At 68.0% G+C, this 15,026-nt stretch carries 15 protein-coding genes; 12 read left to right on the top strand and 3 right to left on the bottom strand.

The window, feature by feature from the left end; all coding sequences use genetic code 11:
* The first annotated feature begins 56 nt into the window (after nucleotides 1-56).
* From O0J15_RS04250 to O0J15_RS04230, 5 genes are all read left to right on the top strand, one after another.
* Nucleotides 57-3,164 carry a response regulator gene (locus O0J15_RS04250; protein WP_134731439.1) on the top strand — a complete coding sequence of 1,036 codons (3,108 nt, stop codon included), beginning with the start codon at nucleotides 57-59 and terminating at the stop codon, nucleotides 3,162-3,164.
* Nucleotides 3,161-3,985: a protein-glutamate O-methyltransferase CheR gene (locus O0J15_RS04245; protein ID WP_019661396.1), complete on the top strand. Its 825-nt coding sequence runs from the start codon at nucleotides 3,161-3,163 to the stop codon at nucleotides 3,983-3,985. The genes O0J15_RS04250 and O0J15_RS04245 overlap by 4 nt, the downstream gene beginning before the upstream one ends.
* Entirely contained in the window at nucleotides 3,985-4,560 is a 576-nt protein-coding gene (locus O0J15_RS04240) for a chemotaxis protein CheB (protein WP_019661397.1), read from the top strand. The genes O0J15_RS04245 and O0J15_RS04240 overlap by 1 nt, the downstream gene beginning before the upstream one ends.
* Entirely contained in the window at nucleotides 4,557-5,690 is a 1,134-nt protein-coding gene (locus tag O0J15_RS04235) for a hybrid sensor histidine kinase/response regulator (protein WP_308305135.1), read from the top strand. The genes O0J15_RS04240 and O0J15_RS04235 overlap by 4 nt, the downstream gene beginning before the upstream one ends.
* Before the next feature lie 83 nt (nucleotides 5,691-5,773).
* Nucleotides 5,774-6,202, top strand: a complete 429-nt coding sequence (locus O0J15_RS04230; protein ID WP_019661399.1) for a BLUF domain-containing protein — start codon at nucleotides 5,774-5,776, stop codon at nucleotides 6,200-6,202.
* A 9-nt stretch (nucleotides 6,203-6,211) separates the two neighbouring features.
* Here the strand turns inward: O0J15_RS04230 and O0J15_RS04225 are convergent, their stop codons facing one another.
* A complete protein-coding gene (locus O0J15_RS04225) occupies nucleotides 6,212-6,526 on the bottom strand; it encodes a metalloregulator ArsR/SmtB family transcription factor (protein ID WP_019661400.1) in 315 nt (104 codons plus the stop codon).
* A gap of 85 nt (nucleotides 6,527-6,611) precedes the next feature.
* On the opposite strand from O0J15_RS04225, the gene O0J15_RS04220 reads away from it, so the two are divergent.
* From O0J15_RS04220 to O0J15_RS04210, 3 genes are all read left to right on the top strand, one after another.
* On the top strand, nucleotides 6,612-7,049 hold the full coding sequence (locus O0J15_RS04220) for a YeeE/YedE family protein (protein WP_058982685.1): 438 nt from the start codon (nucleotides 6,612-6,614) through the stop codon (nucleotides 7,047-7,049).
* Nucleotides 7,046-7,459 (top strand): DUF6691 family protein, encoded by a 414-nt coding sequence (locus O0J15_RS04215; protein WP_019661402.1) that lies wholly within the window; start codon nucleotides 7,046-7,048, stop codon nucleotides 7,457-7,459. The genes O0J15_RS04220 and O0J15_RS04215 overlap by 4 nt, the downstream gene beginning before the upstream one ends.
* A gap of 65 nt (nucleotides 7,460-7,524) precedes the next feature.
* Nucleotides 7,525-8,577, top strand: coding sequence for a linear amide C-N hydrolase (locus O0J15_RS04210; protein ID WP_308305134.1), 1,053 nt, complete (start codon nucleotides 7,525-7,527; stop codon nucleotides 8,575-8,577).
* On the opposite strand, the gene O0J15_RS04205 is transcribed toward O0J15_RS04210, so the two are convergent.
* Nucleotides 8,574-9,353, bottom strand: coding sequence for a DUF6491 family protein (locus O0J15_RS04205; RefSeq protein WP_308305133.1), 780 nt, complete (start codon nucleotides 9,351-9,353; stop codon nucleotides 8,574-8,576). The two genes, O0J15_RS04210 and O0J15_RS04205, sit on opposite strands and share 4 nt — an antisense overlap.
* A gap of 81 nt (nucleotides 9,354-9,434) precedes the next feature.
* On the opposite strand from O0J15_RS04205, the gene O0J15_RS04200 reads away from it, so the two are divergent.
* A complete protein-coding gene (locus O0J15_RS04200) occupies nucleotides 9,435-10,130 on the top strand; it encodes an AraC family transcriptional regulator (protein WP_021202843.1) in 696 nt (231 codons plus the stop codon).
* A gap of 166 nt (nucleotides 10,131-10,296) precedes the next feature.
* On the top strand, nucleotides 10,297-11,247 hold the full coding sequence (locus O0J15_RS04195; protein WP_308305132.1) for a DMT family transporter: 951 nt from the start codon (nucleotides 10,297-10,299) through the stop codon (nucleotides 11,245-11,247).
* A gap of 60 nt (nucleotides 11,248-11,307) precedes the next feature.
* On the opposite strand, the gene O0J15_RS04190 is transcribed toward O0J15_RS04195, so the two are convergent.
* Entirely contained in the window at nucleotides 11,308-11,577 is a 270-nt protein-coding gene (locus tag O0J15_RS04190) for a hypothetical protein (RefSeq protein ID WP_181451853.1), read from the bottom strand.
* Nucleotides 11,578-11,604: 27 nt separating this feature from the next.
* On the opposite strand from O0J15_RS04190, the gene thrA reads away from it, so the two are divergent.
* Both thrA and O0J15_RS04180 read left to right on the top strand, forming a co-directional pair.
* The gene (gene thrA, locus O0J15_RS04185; protein ID WP_308305131.1) at nucleotides 11,605-14,109 is read left to right on the top strand and encodes a bifunctional aspartate kinase/homoserine dehydrogenase I; all 2,505 of its coding nucleotides are present in this window, start codon (nucleotides 11,605-11,607) and stop codon (nucleotides 14,107-14,109) included.
* Nucleotides 14,106-15,020, top strand: a complete 915-nt coding sequence (locus O0J15_RS04180; RefSeq protein ID WP_171952061.1) for a homoserine kinase — start codon at nucleotides 14,106-14,108, stop codon at nucleotides 15,018-15,020. The genes thrA and O0J15_RS04180 overlap by 4 nt, the downstream gene beginning before the upstream one ends.
* Nucleotides 15,021-15,026: the final 6 nt, after the last annotated feature.

Below are 15,026 nucleotides of genomic sequence, written 5' to 3'. Positions count from 1 at the left end.
GCTGAATGCGACACGGAGTACCATCTTCCACCCTTTGCCTTCTGGAACCGACCTGCATGCGTCCTGGTGCGACTACGCGTGACCGCTGGATCTGGATGACGTCCGCTGTGCTGCTGGCCGCGACCATCGCGTTGGAACTGGTCGTCCCGCTCGGCTATGCCGTATGGCTGGCCTACTTCCTGGCTGTTGGCGTCACGGTGTTCCAGCGCAGCGCGCGGGCGCCGTTCGTGGTGGCCCTGCTGTCCTGCCTCCTGCTGGTCATCGGCTTCAACGTCGCGCCCGCCAGTTCCAACTCGGCGTTCTCCTTCGTCAACCGGACCATTGGCGGCTGTGCCTTCCTGATGATCGCACTGATCGTCTCGCGCGCGATCCAGGCCCGGCGCCAGGCAATGCGCGCGCTCTGGCTGCAGGAAGCCGAGAACGCGGTGGCGACGAGCCTTCGCGGTGACCTGGGGCCGGAACAGATCGCCGAGGCTGCAGCGACAAGCCTGGCCGCGCAGCTCGGCGCGGAGGTAGGTGCGGTCTACCGACTGGAAGGCGGGCGGTTGCAGCTGACCGGTGGCGTCGCCTTGCCTGCGGGAACGCCAGCGTCGCTGGCCCTTCACGAAGGGCTGGCCGGGCAGGTCGCTCGTGATGAACGCATCCGCCACCTGCACGGCGATGATGCCGCCGTGCTTGAACTGCAGACCAGCCTCGGCCGGTTGCCGGTGCGCGAGCGCATCCTGGCGCCGATCAGCAGCGATGGCGCGGTGGTCGGGGTCATCGAGCTGGGTCGCGCCAAGGTGGGCGAACTGCGTGACCTGGATCGCGAACTTCTGGAGCGCTGTGCGGAGACCGTCGGCATGGCGCTGCGCGCATCGCTGCTGCGTGCGCAGCTGGTGGTGCTGCTGGAAGAGTCGCAGCGCCAGGGTGAAGAGCTGCAGGCCCAGCAGGAAGAGCTGCGCGTGGCCAACGAAGAACTGGAAGAGCAGAGCCGCAGCCTGCTCCAGTCGCAGAGCCACCTGGAAGAACAGCAGGCCGAGCTGGAACAGAGCAACGTGCAGCTGGAAGAGCGCACCCACGAGCTGGAGGCGCAGAAGCAGGCGCTGCTGGTGGCGCAGAGCCAGCTGGTGCGCAACAGCAACGAGCTGGCCGCGACCTCGCGCTACAAGTCCGAGTTCCTGGCCAACATGTCGCATGAGCTGCGCACGCCGCTGAACAGCTCGCTGATCCTGGCCAAGCTGCTGGCCGACAACAAGGATGGCACGCTCACCGAGGAGCAGGTGAAGTACGCGCGTGCGATCCTCTCGTCCAACAACGACCTGCTGGCGTTGATCAACGACATCCTGGACCTGTCGCGCATCGAGGCCGGCCACGTCGAACTGTCCGATGAAGTGGTGGTGGTCGAGAGCGCGCTGCAGCGCCTGCGCGAGACCTTCGAGCCGATGGCGCGGCAGAAGGGCCTGGCGTTGCAGATCGAAGCCGACGCGCTGGCACCGACCCAGCTGGTGGTCGACAGCCAGCGGCTGCAGCAGATCCTGAAGAACCTGCTGGCCAACGCAGTGAAGTTCACCGAGCATGGAAAGGTCAGCCTGCACGTGCGTGCCGGCGGCAACGGCCGCATCCGGTTCGAGGTCTGCGACACCGGCATCGGCATTGCCCGCGAGCAGCTGGACGTCATCTTTGAAGCCTTCCGCCAGGCCGACGGCAGTACCCGCCGTCGCTACGGCGGTACCGGGCTGGGCCTGTCGATCTCGCGCGATCTGGCCGAGCGCATGGGCGGTGGCATCCAGGTCGACAGTGAGCCCGGACGCGGCAGCTGCTTCATCCTGGAGCTGCCGTTGCAGGGTGCGCCCGCCGCGAGCGCGGCTGACGCTGCCGAGGGTCCCTTGGCAGCGCCGCCGGCGGCACCGGCCGTGCTGCCAGCCGCGCCCGTGCGCGTTGCGGGCGCGGCAGCGCCGGTCACTGCGACGGCCGGCGTGGCCGACGACCGTGGTCGCCGGCAGCGCGCCGGTCGCCTGATCCTGGCGGTGGAGGACGATGCCACGTTCGCCGAAGCGCTGGTGGCCCTGGCCCATGAACTGGACTTCGACTGTGTGGTGGCGGGCACGGCGGAAGAGGCGCTGGCCCTGGCCAGCGAACTGCGCCCGAACGGCATCCTGCTCGATATCGGCCTGCCGGACGTGTCGGGGCTGAGCGTGCTGGAGCGCCTGAAGCGCAACCCGGATACCCGCCATATCCCGGTGCATGTGGTCTCGGCCACGGATCGCAGCCAGGTGGCGCGCGAGCTGGGCGCGATCGGGTTTGCGATCAAGCCGACCACGCGCGAGCGGCTGGTGACGGCCATCGAGCAGCTGGAACAGACCAGCCAACGCGACGTGCGGCGGCTGCTGATCGTCGAGGACGACAGCGAGCTGCGCCGCAACCTGGAACTGTTGCTGGGCCGCGACCAGCTGCAGATCGTCGCGGTGGGCACCTTGGCCGGCGCACTGGAACAGCTCAGCACGGTCACGTTCGACTGCATGGTGATGGACCTGTCGCTGCCCGACGGCAGTGGCTACGACCTGCTCGAGCACATGGCCGGCAACGACGATGTCGGTTTCCCGCCGGTGATCGTCTACACCGGTCGCGCGCTCAGCCGCGAGGAAGAGCAGCGCCTGCGCCGCTATTCCAAGAGCATCATCATCAAGGGCGCACGTTCGCCCGAGCGCCTGCTGGACGAGGTCACCCTGTTCCTGCACAGCGTGGAGGCCAGCCTGCCGACCGACCAGCAGCGCCTGCTGCGCGAGGCGCGCCGTCGCGATACTGTGCTCGACGGTCGGACGGTGCTGCTGGCCGAGGACGACGTGCGCAACATCTTCGCACTGTCCAGTGTGCTTGAACCGCTGGGCGTGACCCTGGAGATCGCGCGCAATGGCCAGGAAGCGGTGGATCGCCTGGCCGAGCGCGAGGTCGACCTGGTGCTGATGGACATCATGATGCCGGAGAAGGATGGGCTGGCCGCAATGCGGGAGATCCGCGCGCAACGCCACCTGCAGGACCTGCCGATCATCGCGCTGACCGCCAAGGCCATGCCGGACGATCGTGAGCGCTGCCTGCAGGCCGGTGCCAACGACTACATCGCCAAGCCCATCGACGTCGACAAGCTGGTATCGCTGTGCCGGGTCTGGTGCTCGCGGCAATGAACGAGCAGGCCCTGTTCGACCTGGAGCTGAAGGTGCTGCTGGAAGCGTTGTACCAGCGCTACCACTACGATTTCCGCAGTTACGCGGTGTCGTCGCTGCGCCGACGGATCCGCCAGGCCATGCAGCGTTATGAGTGCGGGCGGCTGGCCGATCTGCAGCACCGCCTGCTGCACGAGCCGGACCTGTTCGCGCAGGCGATGCAGTTCTTCACCGTGCAGGTCTCGGAGATGTTCCGTGACCCGGCCTATTTCCGTGAGCTGCGCGAGCAGGTAGTGCCGGTACTGCGCACCTATCCGTCGGTGAAGCTGTGGGTGGCCGGTTGCAGCACGGGCGAAGAAGTCTGGTCGCTGGCGATCCTGTTGCACGAGGAAGGCCTGCTCGAGCGCAGCATCGTCTACGCCACCGACATCAATCCAGCGGCGCTGGCCACCGCGGAAGCCGGGGCTTATGGCATCGACCGGATGGCGCAGTTCAGCCGCAACTATCTGGCGGCCGGTGGCGCCGCGTCGCTGTCCGATTACTACGCCACGGCTTACGATGGCGCGGTGTTCGATCGGCAGCTGCGCCGCAACGTGGTGTTTGCCGACCACAGCCTGGCCACCGACACGGTGTTCTCCGAAGTACACCTGGTGTCGTGCCGCAACGTGCTGATCTATTTCAACCGCGACCTGCAGGACCGCGCGGTGGGCCTGTTCCGTGAAGCGCTGGTGCACCGCGGCTTCCTGGGCCTGGGCAGCAAGGAGTCGCTGCAGTTCGGGTGCCACCACGATGCGTTCGAGGTCTGTTCGCGCGAGCATCGCCTGTACCGGAAGGTGGCCTGATGGCCACGCCGACACCCCCGGCCGTACTGGTGATCGGGGCTTCGGCCGGTGGCGTCGCGGCCCTGCAGGCGGTGCTCGGCGCGCTGCCCGCGACGCTGCCGGTGCCGGTGCTGGCGGTGCTGCACCTGCCACGCGATCGCAGCAGCCGCATCGCCGAAGTGCTGGCACCGTACTGCGCGCTGCCGGTGCGCGAGGCCGAAGACAAGCAGCCGTTGCTGCGTGGCACGGTGACCTTCGCGCCGCCGGATTACCACCTGCTGGTGGAAGACGCCGGCTCGCTGGCGCTGTCGGTGGACGCGCCGGTGCTGTTCTCGCGCCCGGCCATCGATCCGCTGTTCGAATCGGCAGCGGCCGTATTCGGCGACCAGGTGCTGGCCCTGCTGCTGACCGGCGCCAGCAGCGATGGCAGTGAAGGGGTGGCCGCAGTGCGCGGCGCCGGTGGTCGAGCCTGGCTGCAATGTCCCGAGGAGGCCGAGGCATCGATGATGCCGGCCTCCGCCCTGCAGCACGCTGGTGCCGATGCCGTGCTGCCCCTTGAACTGATGTGTCGTCGCCTGAAGGAGCTGTTTGCATGAACCTGTTGCCGCCGGACCCTGCGCAGTCGCAGTCCCCGGTCAACCTGCTGATCGTCGACGACGTGCCGCAGAATTTGGTGGCCATGCAGGCGCTGTTGCAGCGCGAGGGCGTGAACCTGCTGCTGGCCGGTTCGGGCGCGGAGGCGCTGGAGCTGCTGCTGGAGCACGAGGTGGCGCTGGCGTTGCTCGATGTGCACATGCCCGAGATCGATGGCTTCACCCTGGCCGAACTGATGCGCGGCTCGCATCGCAGCCGCACGGTGCCGATCATCTTCCTGACCGCCTCGCCGGACGATCCGCTGCGTGCGTTCAAGGGCTACGAAACCGGTGCGGTGGATTTCCTGCACAAGCCGGTGGCACCACAGGTCATCCTGAGCAAGGTCAACGTCTTCATCGAGCTGTACCAGCAGCGCCAGCTGCTGAAGGCCCGCAACGAGGCGCTCGAGCGGGCGCTGAAGCTCAACGAGACAATGGCCGCCGTGTTGACCCACGACCTGCGCACGCCGCTGTCGGCGATCCTGTTGTGTGCCGACAAGCTGGCGCTGGAGCTTCCGGCGAACAACAGCAGCGCGCAGCAGACACTGGCGCATCTGGAGGCCAGTACCCTGCGCATGGCGCGGATGGTCGAGCAGTTGCTGGACTTTTCGCGGATCCGCAGTGGTGGCCTGCGGCTGCAGGCTACCGCCTGCGACCTGCGTGAGGTCACCCGTGCGGTGATCGCCGAAGCGGGCAGTGCCCACGGTCAGGAGCGCATTCGTTTCGACGCCGTCGGCGACACGCGCCTGCAAGGCGACATGGACCGCCTGGGCCAGATCGCAGCAAACCTGGTGGGCAATGCGTTGACGCATGGCAGCGAGGCACACGTGCAGCTGGATGGCAACGATGCCCGCGCGGTGGTGCTGCGGGTGAGCAATGCCGGCCATATCGATGAGGCGCTGTTGCCGCGCTTGTTCGAGCCGTTCAAGGCCAGTTTCCACCAGAGCAAGGGACTGGGGCTGGGCCTGTACATCGTGGATCAGTTCGTGCGCGCGCACGGCGGCCGGATCGGGGCGCGCAACGAGGCAGGCCAGGTCGTGTTCGAGGCCGTGCTGCCGCGGCGGTGGGACGGGGCGGGCGCCATCGCAACCTGAATTCTTCAGGGAACGGGCGGGCGTATTGAGACGGACTCGTCCGCAACTGCTACCGTGCGTTCACACCCAGCCAAGGAAGCACCATGCCATTGCGCGCCATCGCCTACATCAGCCGGGCGCTGCCGGAGCTCTCCAGCCAACGCCTGCAGGCGCTGGTCGAAGACGCTGCGCGTTTCAACAAGATGGCGGGGGTGACCGGAGTGCTGCTGCACGATGGCAATCGTTTCCTGCAGTACATCGAGGGGCCGCCGGATGGCATCGACTCGGTGTATGAGCGCATTCTCCAGGCCGGCAGTCACATCGACATCATCGAGCTGGCGCGAGGCCGCCTCGGCCAGCGCCAGTTTCCCTACTGGTCGATGCGGGCGTTGCCGGTGGAGGCAGCGCTGCTGCGCCAGTTGTCATCCAGCGACTGGGCCGGTTTCAGCCGGGCGCTGGAGGGGGATCGCGCGGCGCCGACACCGGTCGACCTGCTGGACACGGTGGTGCAGCCGGCGCTGCATGCCGGCTGACATTCAACCTCACGCCCGGCCGCAGTAGGCAGCGTGCAGGGCCTGCAGCACACCCAGCGCAGGCCCTTCGACCACCCGGTAGTGGATCGCCTGTGCCTCGCGCCGGGTTGCCACGATCTTCATCGCGCGCAGTACCGCCAGGTGCTGGGACAGCGCCGACGCGCTCAGCCCGGTAAGCGCCTGCAGCTCCGCTACTGCCGCCTCGCCTTCGACCAGGCGGCACAACACCCGCAGCCGGGCGGGGTGGGCCAGGCCTTTGAGCAGCGTGGCTGCCTCTGAAGCGTGTTCGGCCATGGCTGCGCCGTCGGGCAGGGACCGGACCATGTTGACTCCTTTGTTTAGAATGATCTAATTTAGAGTAGTCTAAATTAAGGGGCAATTCCATGTGCGGTGGCGAAGAGGGTGGGGCATGAACCTGCCCTGGGGTGCGGTCACCGGCGGCGCCTTGATCGGTGCCGCTGCGGTGCTGTTGCTGGCCAGCATCGGGCGCGTGGCGGGCATCAGCGGCATCGCCGCGGGCAGCCTGCGGGCAGCCGAAGGCGAGCGTGGCTGGCGCTGGGCATTCCTGGCCGGCCTGCTGGCATCGGCGGGGCTGGTGCTGTGGTGGCAGTCGGTGCCCGCGGCATCGCCGCGCGCACTGCTGCGTGATGCATTGCCGGCCTGGCAGTTGGTCGGCGCCGGCCTGCTGGTCGGCTTCGGCACCCGCTTGGGCAGCGGCTGTACCAGTGGCCACGGCGTGTGTGGCCTGGCGCGCGGTTCGAAGCGATCGTCGCTGGCGGTGCTGCTATTCATGGCGTTCGCGATGCTGACGACCTTCCTGGTCCGGCACGGTGGAGCCCTGGCATGAGTCGTCCGAGGGCTGCTGCCGCTGTAGCGGGTGCGCTGTTCGGCGCAGGCCTGGCCCTTTCCGGCATGACCGATGCGCGTCGCGTGCTCGGCTTCCTTGATGTCACCGGGGATTTCGATCCCACCCTGCTATGGGTGCTGGGGTCGGCGCTGCTGGTCAGTGCGGCCGGCCAGCGCTGGGCGCTGCGGCGCGCGCGGCCGTGGTTCGCGATGCGCTTCCAGTTGCCCACCGCGCGCGATGTCGATACGCGTCTACTGCTGGGTGCCGCACTGTTCGGTATCGGCTGGGGATGGGCCGGCTACTGCCCGGGCCCGGCCATCGCGGGGCTGGCGGCGGCATCGCGCGAGGCGCTGTGGTTCGTGCCTGCCATGGTCCTGGGCTTCTGGGCGCACGATCGGTTCGTGCGCTGAGGCTTCACTCCGGTGTCACCCTGGATCGGATCAGATCATGCATCACGGGGAAAGGAGCGTAGTGCATGGCACGGATGAACTGGAAAGGAAAGGTGATGCTGGCCGTGGCGTTGGCGTCCGCGACCACGCCGGCACTGGCCTGCACGCGTGCGGTGTACCTGGGTGACAACGGCGATGTGATCACCGCGCGCTCGATGGACTGGAAGGTCGATGTGGCGACCAACCTCTACATACTGCCGCGCGGCATTGCGCGCACCGGCCAGGCCGGCCCGAAGTCGCTGGCGTGGACCGCGCGCTACGGCAGCGTGGTGGCCACCGGCTACGACGTGTCGACCACCGATGGCATGAACGAAAAGGGCCTGGTGGCCAACCTGCTGTGGCTGGTCGAATCGGAGTATCCGCAGAAGCGTGGCAACAAGCCGGGCCTGGCGATTTCGCTGTGGGCGCAGTATGTGCTGGACAATTTCGCTACCGTTGAAGAGGCGGTCACCGCGTTGAAGCGCGAGCCGTACTCGATCGTCACCGACAAGGTGCCCGGCGAAGACCGCCAGGCGACGCTGCACCTGTCGCTGTCCGATGCCAGCGGCGACAGCGCGATCGTCGAATACATCGGCGGTCGCCAGGTGATCCATCATGACCGGCGCTACCAGGTGATGACCAACTCGCCGATCTTCGAGCACCAGCTGGCGCTGAACAGCTATTGGCAGCAGATCGGTGGCACGGTGATGCTGCCCGGTACCAACCGTTCCGCCGACCGCTTCGCCCGCGCCTCGTTCTACATCAATGCCATTCCCAAGTCCGAAGACCCGGTGATGGCGCTGGCCAGCGTGTTCAGCGTGATCCGCAATGCATCGGTGCCGTATGGCATCACCACGCCAGGCGAGCCGAACATTTCTTCCACGCGCTGGCGCACCGTAGCCGACCACAAGCGGCGGTTGTACTTCTTCGAGTCGGCGTTGACCCCGAACACCTTCTGGGTTGATCTGAACAAGGTCGACTTCGGCGGCCAGGTCCTCAAGCTGGACCTCGGCAAGGACCAGCGCAACACCTTTGCCGGCGATGCGCTGGGCCAGTTCGTACCCAGCGCACCGTTCACCTTCCTCGCCGTCGACGGTTAGTTCGACGCCTGGCTGGAAGCCGGATAGACCGCCTGGATCGTGCAGCCGCCGTGGGTGTACTGCGGCAGCGGCGCCAGTGCATCGTTGCGCAGGTCACCCTTCTCGAATCCGGCGGTAAGGATGCGATCGCCCGGATTGCCACAGATCAGGCCGTTCTGCATCCCGGAGTGGAAGCTCAGCTGTGGCGCACGGTCGAGCTGGCGGCAGTGGCTGCCAAGCTCCACGCGATAGTAGCGGTGACCACCATTGCGATGCGGATTGGTCTCCACCAGCATGCCCTGCGGGTCGGACGACCACGCGCGCACGTTGCGCGTGGCAAAGCAGTACGACGGCGAACCACCGAAACTGCGGCGGATGTCCCTGCGCTCGCGGATGGTCAGGGCGGGCAGGGTGGCCATGCGCAGGCGGTCGCTGTCGCGGGCCACGTTGGCGTAGTCGCGATCCTGCACGGGGGTCACCGCGCTGATCGCGCAGCTGCGGCCATCGACCACCACACGCTCGCTGGGGCGACCGCAGGCCCAGCCAGCGGGCGCCTCAAGTTTCAGCGTGGTGGCACCGCGGACGCCGGGGCACTCCTCGCTGAAGTCGATCCGATAAGCCTGGCCCGAGGCGGCTCGCAGGGCGATTGAACGCGGTGACGCCTGCTCCACTTCCTGGACGCCGACCGCGTCCATGCAGTGCGGCGCCGGTGGGGTACGTTCCTGAGCGGAGGCCGGGGCGGTGAGCGCCAGGCCGAGGCTGGTGGCAAGCACCAGGGACAGCTGCTGATGGGTCATGACCTGCACTCCCTGCGTTGGATGACGGACCGACTATAGCAGCGGTTTGCACGGCCGTTGTTACACGCGCACACTGCCCGGATGGGCGCCATCTTCCATCTGCGGCACTACGGGCAGGCCACCGGCCTGGACCGCCATGACTACGCGCAGTGGGTTCTGCCGCTGCAGGGCGAGCTGCAGTTCGAGATGGAAGGGCGCGGCGGTCGGCTGGACCTGCTGCAGGGGGCATTTGTTGCTGCCGGCGAAGCGCATGACCAGATGGCGGACGGCCCCAATGGTTTCGTGATCGTTGATTGTCCTCCAGGCGTGCTTGATGACGGCACGCAGGAGCATCTGTGCCGGCAGCGCTGGCTGCATCTGCCGCTGGCGTTGCGCCGGTGCCTGGCCGACGTGCAGACAGGGCAGCCGATGCCGGCGCTGCTGCCGCAGCTGCTGCAGGTGTTTGCACCGGCGGGCAGTGGCGCGCGCATGCAGGGCCTGTGTGCGGCGGTGCAGGCCGATCCCGGCCGGGCCTGGCCGGTTGCCCGGATGGCCGGATTTGTCGGTGTCAGCGAGAGCCGGTTGCACGCATTGTTCCAGCGCGAGTTCGGGCTGAGCCCGCAGGCCTGGCTCAGCGCGTGCCGGCTGCGCTGGGCCAAGCACCAGCTTCGCACCAGTACGGCGCCGATCAGCGATATCGCGCTGGCCGCAGGCTATTCCGAGCAGAGCGCACTGACTCGTGCGCTGCGCCGCGAGTGTGGCCAGACCCCGGCTGCGTGGCGCAGGAGCGCCGGCTGATCTATAGAGCCGAGCCCACGCTCGGCTGCCCTTATCTGCACAGCGGCCAATCGCAGCCGAGCAGTGGCTCGGCTCTACAGAGATGACAAGGCAATAGCCTGGGTCAAGAGCCCCTACCGGCCAGCGCTTACACTGCGCGGCCCGTTCTCTCCCCCGAAGAACCCGAATGCGCAACAACCCGATGGCCCTGGGCATCGCCAACGGCATTGCCGCCGGCGCGCTGTGGGGCGTGGTCTTTCTCGCACCTGCCGTGCTTCAGTCCTTCAATGCGCTGCAACTGTCCGCTGGTCGCTACCTGGTCTATGGCCTGATGGCAGTCGCCCTGCTGCTGCCGCGATGGAAGCGGCTGGCACCGCGGCTGGGCCGTGCCGAATGGACCGGCCTGCTGTGGCTGAGCCTGGCAGGCAACCTGGTCTATTTCCTGCTGCTGGCCGTGGCGGTGCAGTGGGCTGGTGGCGCTGCAGCCTCCTTGATTGTCGGCCTGATCCCAGTGGTGGTCACCCTCGTTGGCGTGCGCGAGCAGGGGGCGGTGCCGCTGAGGCAGCTGCTGCCGGCGCTGGGCCTGTGCGTGCTCGGCGTGGGACTGGTTGGCTGGGAAGCGCTGATGTCCGAGCACCTGGCCACCCCGTGGCGGCAGCGCCTGATCGGCCTGCTGTGCGCGTTCGGCGCGCTGTTCTCGTGGGCGTTGTACTCGATCGGCAACAGCCGCTGGCTGGCGCGCCGACCGGATCTGTCCAGCCACGACTGGTCGCTGCTGACCGGCGTGACGACTGGCGGCCTGGCCCTGCTGCTGGTGCCGATGGCCTTCATCGGTCACACCGGCAGCCATTCGGCGGCGCAGTGGAGTGGGTTCTGGGCGATCAGCGCCGGTGTGGCAGTGGTGGCCTCGATCCTCGGCAACGCATTCTGGAACCGCGCCAGCCGCCTGCTGCCGCTGACCCTGACTGGCCAGATGATCGTGTTCGAAACGCTGTTCGCACTGCTGTATGCCTTCGCCTGGCAACAGCGTTGGCCGTCGCTGCTGGAAGCGTTGGCCATCGTGTTGCTGATGGCCGGCGTGATGCTGTGCGCGCATGCCCATCGCACGCCGCGGGCGATCGCCGAACATGCCGGCTGAATCCGGTCGACAAGCGTGCTGATGCGCGCTTGGTCTCAGTTGCAACCAAATGTACGCACGTTAGCCGATGATCGCCGCAATGGTTTTTTGCATCGCAGCACTTGACAGCGGGCCGGCGCACAGTGTTTTCTGTGCGCCATGGTCCTTGATGCCGCCCACGCCAGCCTGATCGCCCCCGCCACTGCGGGCCGTTCGACTGCGCCGGTCGCCACCACCACCATTACCACCACCACCGTCACCACTGCCCTGGTGCGGCCCGTCGTCTTCGTGTAACTCCCGAAAACCACGGCCCCGCACCATACAGGTGGCGGGGAAACTCGACACCTGCATGCGACGGGGCCTCCTGCCGAGGTCTGCATGTCTTCCCACGCCCCCGCCCATCCCGTTGCCCCGGCCGATCTGGCTGCGCCGTCCACTGTCGTGCACAAGTTCGGCGGCACCTCGGTGGCCGATGCCGAACGCTATCGCCATGTTGCCGGCCTGCTGCTGGCCCGCCCCGAACCGCTGCAGGTCACTGTCGTCTCGGCGATGAAGGGCGTCACTGACGCGCTGATTGATCTGGCGCAGCTGGCGGCCAAGGGCGACGAAGGTTGGCGCGAGGCGTGGCATGCCCTGCGCGCGCGCCATCGCGGCGCCGCCGTGGCGCTGCTGGGCGAGCAGGTCGGCGAGACGGTCGAATGGATCGACGCCCGCTTCGATCAGCTGGCCGAAGTGCTGGCGGCGCTGGCGGTGATCGGCGAGCTGCCGCGCGAAGTGCTCGACCGTGTGCAGGGCCTGGGCGAAGTGTTTTCCGCACAGCTGCTCGGCAGCCACCTGCGTGCCCTGGGCGAAGACTGTGCGGTACTCGATGCACGCGACGTGCTGGTGGTCGGGCATGGCGAACTGGGTGTGGATGTCGACTGGGAGTCCAGCGCGGACCGCCTGGCCAAGTGGCGCCTGCGGCATCCGCAGATGCGCCTGGTCGCCACCGGTTTCGTTGCCCGTGACCGCCATGACCGCATCACCACGCTAGGCCGCAACGGCAGCGACTATTCCGGCGCGATCTTCGCCGCGCTGTTCAATGCCGATGAACTGCACATCTGGACCGACGTCGACGGCGTGCTGTCGGCCGACCCGCGGCTGGTGCCCGAGGCGGTGCAGCTGGAGTCACTGAGCTACGACGAGGCCTGCGAGCTGGCTTATTTCGGCGCCAAGGTGGTGCACCCGCAGACGATGTCGCCGGCCATCCGCCTCGGCCTGCCGATCTTCATCCGCAATACCTTCCAGCCGGCGCATCCGGGGACGCGCATCAGCGCCGAGCGCTCGCCGCGCGGGCCGGTGAAGGGCCTGACCCTGAGCCCCGGCTTGGCCCTGTTGAACCTGGAGGGCACCGGCCTGATCGGCGTGCCCGGTACCGCCGAGCGCGTGTTCGCGGCGCTGCGCCAGGCGCAGGTGTCGGTGGTGATGATCTCGCAGGGTTCGTCAGAGCATTCGATCTGCTGCGTGGTTCGCGCCGCCGAAGCGGCGCGTGGCCGTGAGGCACTGCTGCATGCGTTCGCGCATGAACTGTCGGTAGGGCAGGTGCAGCGCGTGCAGGTCAGCGAGGGCGTCAGCGTGCTGGCGGCAGTGGGCGACGGCATGGCCGGCCAGCCCGGTGTGGCGGCGCGCCTGTTCGAGGCGCTGGGACGCGCGCAGGTGAACATCCTGGCGATCGCGCAGGGCTCGTCGGAGCGCAATATTTCTGTGGCGGTGGACAGTGCCGATGCCACCCGCGCATTGCGGGCCGCACATGCGGGCTTCTGGCTGTCGCCGCAGACGTTCGCGGTCGGTGTGATCGGGCCGGGCAACGTCGGCGCGGCACTGCTGGACCAGCTGCTGGCGGCCCGCCCGCAGCTGCTGGCCAAGGCCAATGTGGATCTTCGCCTGCGCGCGCTGGCCTCGCGTTCGCGCATGCGGCTGGAAGTGGATGGCCTGCACGCCGATTGGCGGGAGGCCTTGCAGGACGCGGGCGAGCCCAGCGACCTGGATCGCTTCACCGAACACCTGCTGGCCGCGCACCTGCCGCATGCGGTGGTGATCGACTGCAGTGGCAGCGCCGAGGTGGCCGATCGCTACGAGGGCTGGCTGGCAGCCGGCATCCACGTGGTGACCCCGAACAAGCAAGCCGGTGCTGGCCCACTGCCGCGCTACCAGCGCATCCGCGCTGCTGCGGCGGCCAGTGGTGCGCGCTTCCGCTACGAAGCCACGGTGGGCGCGGGCCTGCCGGTGATCACCACGCTGCGTGATCTGGTCGATACGGGCGACGAGGTGCTGGCGATCGAAGGCATCTTCTCCGGCACGCTGGCCTGGCTGTTCAACCGCTTCGATGGCAGCCAGCCGTTCTCGCAGCTGGTCGCGCAGGCGCGGTCGATGGGCTACACCGAGCCGGACCCGCGTGACGATCTTTCGGGCGTGGACGTGGCGCGCAAGCTGGTGATCCTCGCCCGCGAGGCCGGCCACGCGCTCAGCCTGGAACAGGTACAGGTGGAAAGCCTGGTGCCGGCGCTGCTGCGCGACGGCAGCGTGGATGACTTCATGGCGCGGCTGGGCGAGTCCGATGCCAGCCTGTTGCAGCGGTTGCAGGACGCGCGGGCGCGTGGCGCGGTGCTGCGCTACGTGGCACAGCTGGGCGCTGACGGTGCCTCGGTGGGCCTGCAGGAACTGCCCGCCGACCACGCCTTCGCCAACCTTCGGTTGACCGACAACGTGGTGCAGTTCCGTACCCGTCGCTACTGCGACAACCCGTTGGTGGTGCAGGGCCCGGGTGCGGGTCCGGAGGTGACGGCAGCGGGTGTGTTCGCGGACCTGCTGCGGGTCGCCGCCGGTGAAGGAGCGCGGCTGTGATCGCACGTGCGTTCGCGCCTGCCTCGGTGGCCAACGTGGCAGTGGGCTTCGACATTCTCGGCCATGCCATTGCCGGTATCGGCGATACCGTGAGCGTGCGCCGCATCGACGAGCCGGCGGTGCGGATCGATGCGATCCGTGGCAGTGCTGTCGCGCTGCCACTGGACGCAGCCGGCAACACCGCCGGGGCTGCGCTGATGTCGCTGCGCGAAGGCCTGGGCCTGGATTTCGGTTTCGCAGTCGAGATCGACAAGGGCATCCCGTTCGGTTCCGGCATGGGCGGTTCGGCAGCGTCGAGTGTCGCGGCGCTGGTCGCCGCCAATGCGCTGCTGCAGGCCCCGTTGCCGCGCGAGGCGCTTTACCCCTACGCGCTGGACGGTGAGGCGGTGGCCAGTGGTGGCCGTCACGGTGACAACGTCGGCCCGCTGCTGCTGGGTGGCCTGGCGCTGTGTACGGCCGACCGCCTGCTGCCAATTCCTGTGCCGGCGGCCTGGCACAGCCTGCTGGTGCATCCGCACGCGGTGCTGGAAACACGCCGTGCGCGCCAGGTGCTGCAGGGCAGCTACGCGCTGGGTGAATTCGTGGCACAGAGTGCGAACCTCGCGCTGGTACTCAGTGGTTGCCATCGTAGTGATGCGGCGCTGGTGCGGGCTGGATTGCGCGATGTGCTGGTCGAACCACGGCGGGCCGGCCTGATTGCAGGTTTCGAAGCAGCCCGCGATGCGGCGCTGTCGGCCCATGCAATGGGTGCGGGCATCTCCGGTGCCGGACCCAGCGTGTTCGCCTGGTTCGAGGACGCCGACCAGGCCCGCGCCGCTGCCGCACCGGTGCAGGCCGCATTTGCCGCCGCCGGTTTCGACAGCGATGCCTGGGTGTCGCCGCTGGATGCACCGGGAGCCCGCTTGTGCTGAATCCTT

The sequence above is a fragment of the Stenotrophomonas sp. Sm10 genome (assembly GCF_030985515.1).
GTDB classification, from domain to species: Bacteria; Pseudomonadota; Gammaproteobacteria; order Xanthomonadales; family Xanthomonadaceae; genus Stenotrophomonas; species Stenotrophomonas hibiscicola.
This window is presented reverse-complemented; position numbering and strand designations above follow the sequence as displayed.

Coding starts and splice junctions, on each gene's coding strand:
- O0J15_RS04205 (WP_308305133.1), bottom strand. CDS start 9,353: ATGACCCATCAGCAGCTGTCCCTGGTGCTTGCCACCAGCCTCGGCCTG.
- O0J15_RS04195 (WP_308305132.1), top strand. CDS start 10,297: ATGCGCAACAACCCGATGGCCCTGGGCATCGCCAACGGCATTGCCGCC.
- O0J15_RS04250 (WP_134731439.1), top strand. CDS start 57: ATGCGTCCTGGTGCGACTACGCGTGACCGCTGGATCTGGATGACGTCC.
- O0J15_RS04235 (WP_308305135.1), top strand. CDS start 4,557: ATGAACCTGTTGCCGCCGGACCCTGCGCAGTCGCAGTCCCCGGTCAAC.
- O0J15_RS04220 (WP_058982685.1), top strand. CDS start 6,612: ATGAACCTGCCCTGGGGTGCGGTCACCGGCGGCGCCTTGATCGGTGCC.
- O0J15_RS04190 (WP_181451853.1), bottom strand. CDS start 11,577: ATGCAGGTGTCGAGTTTCCCCGCCACCTGTATGGTGCGGGGCCGTGGT.
- O0J15_RS04200 (WP_021202843.1), top strand. CDS start 9,435: ATGGGCGCCATCTTCCATCTGCGGCACTACGGGCAGGCCACCGGCCTG.
- thrA (WP_308305131.1), top strand. CDS start 11,605: ATGTCTTCCCACGCCCCCGCCCATCCCGTTGCCCCGGCCGATCTGGCT.
- O0J15_RS04215 (WP_019661402.1), top strand. CDS start 7,046: ATGAGTCGTCCGAGGGCTGCTGCCGCTGTAGCGGGTGCGCTGTTCGGC.
- O0J15_RS04240 (WP_019661397.1), top strand. CDS start 3,985: ATGGCCACGCCGACACCCCCGGCCGTACTGGTGATCGGGGCTTCGGCC.
- O0J15_RS04245 (WP_019661396.1), top strand. CDS start 3,161: ATGAACGAGCAGGCCCTGTTCGACCTGGAGCTGAAGGTGCTGCTGGAA.
- O0J15_RS04210 (WP_308305134.1), top strand. CDS start 7,525: ATGGCACGGATGAACTGGAAAGGAAAGGTGATGCTGGCCGTGGCGTTG.
- O0J15_RS04230 (WP_019661399.1), top strand. CDS start 5,774: ATGCCATTGCGCGCCATCGCCTACATCAGCCGGGCGCTGCCGGAGCTC.
- O0J15_RS04225 (WP_019661400.1), bottom strand. CDS start 6,526: ATGGTCCGGTCCCTGCCCGACGGCGCAGCCATGGCCGAACACGCTTCA.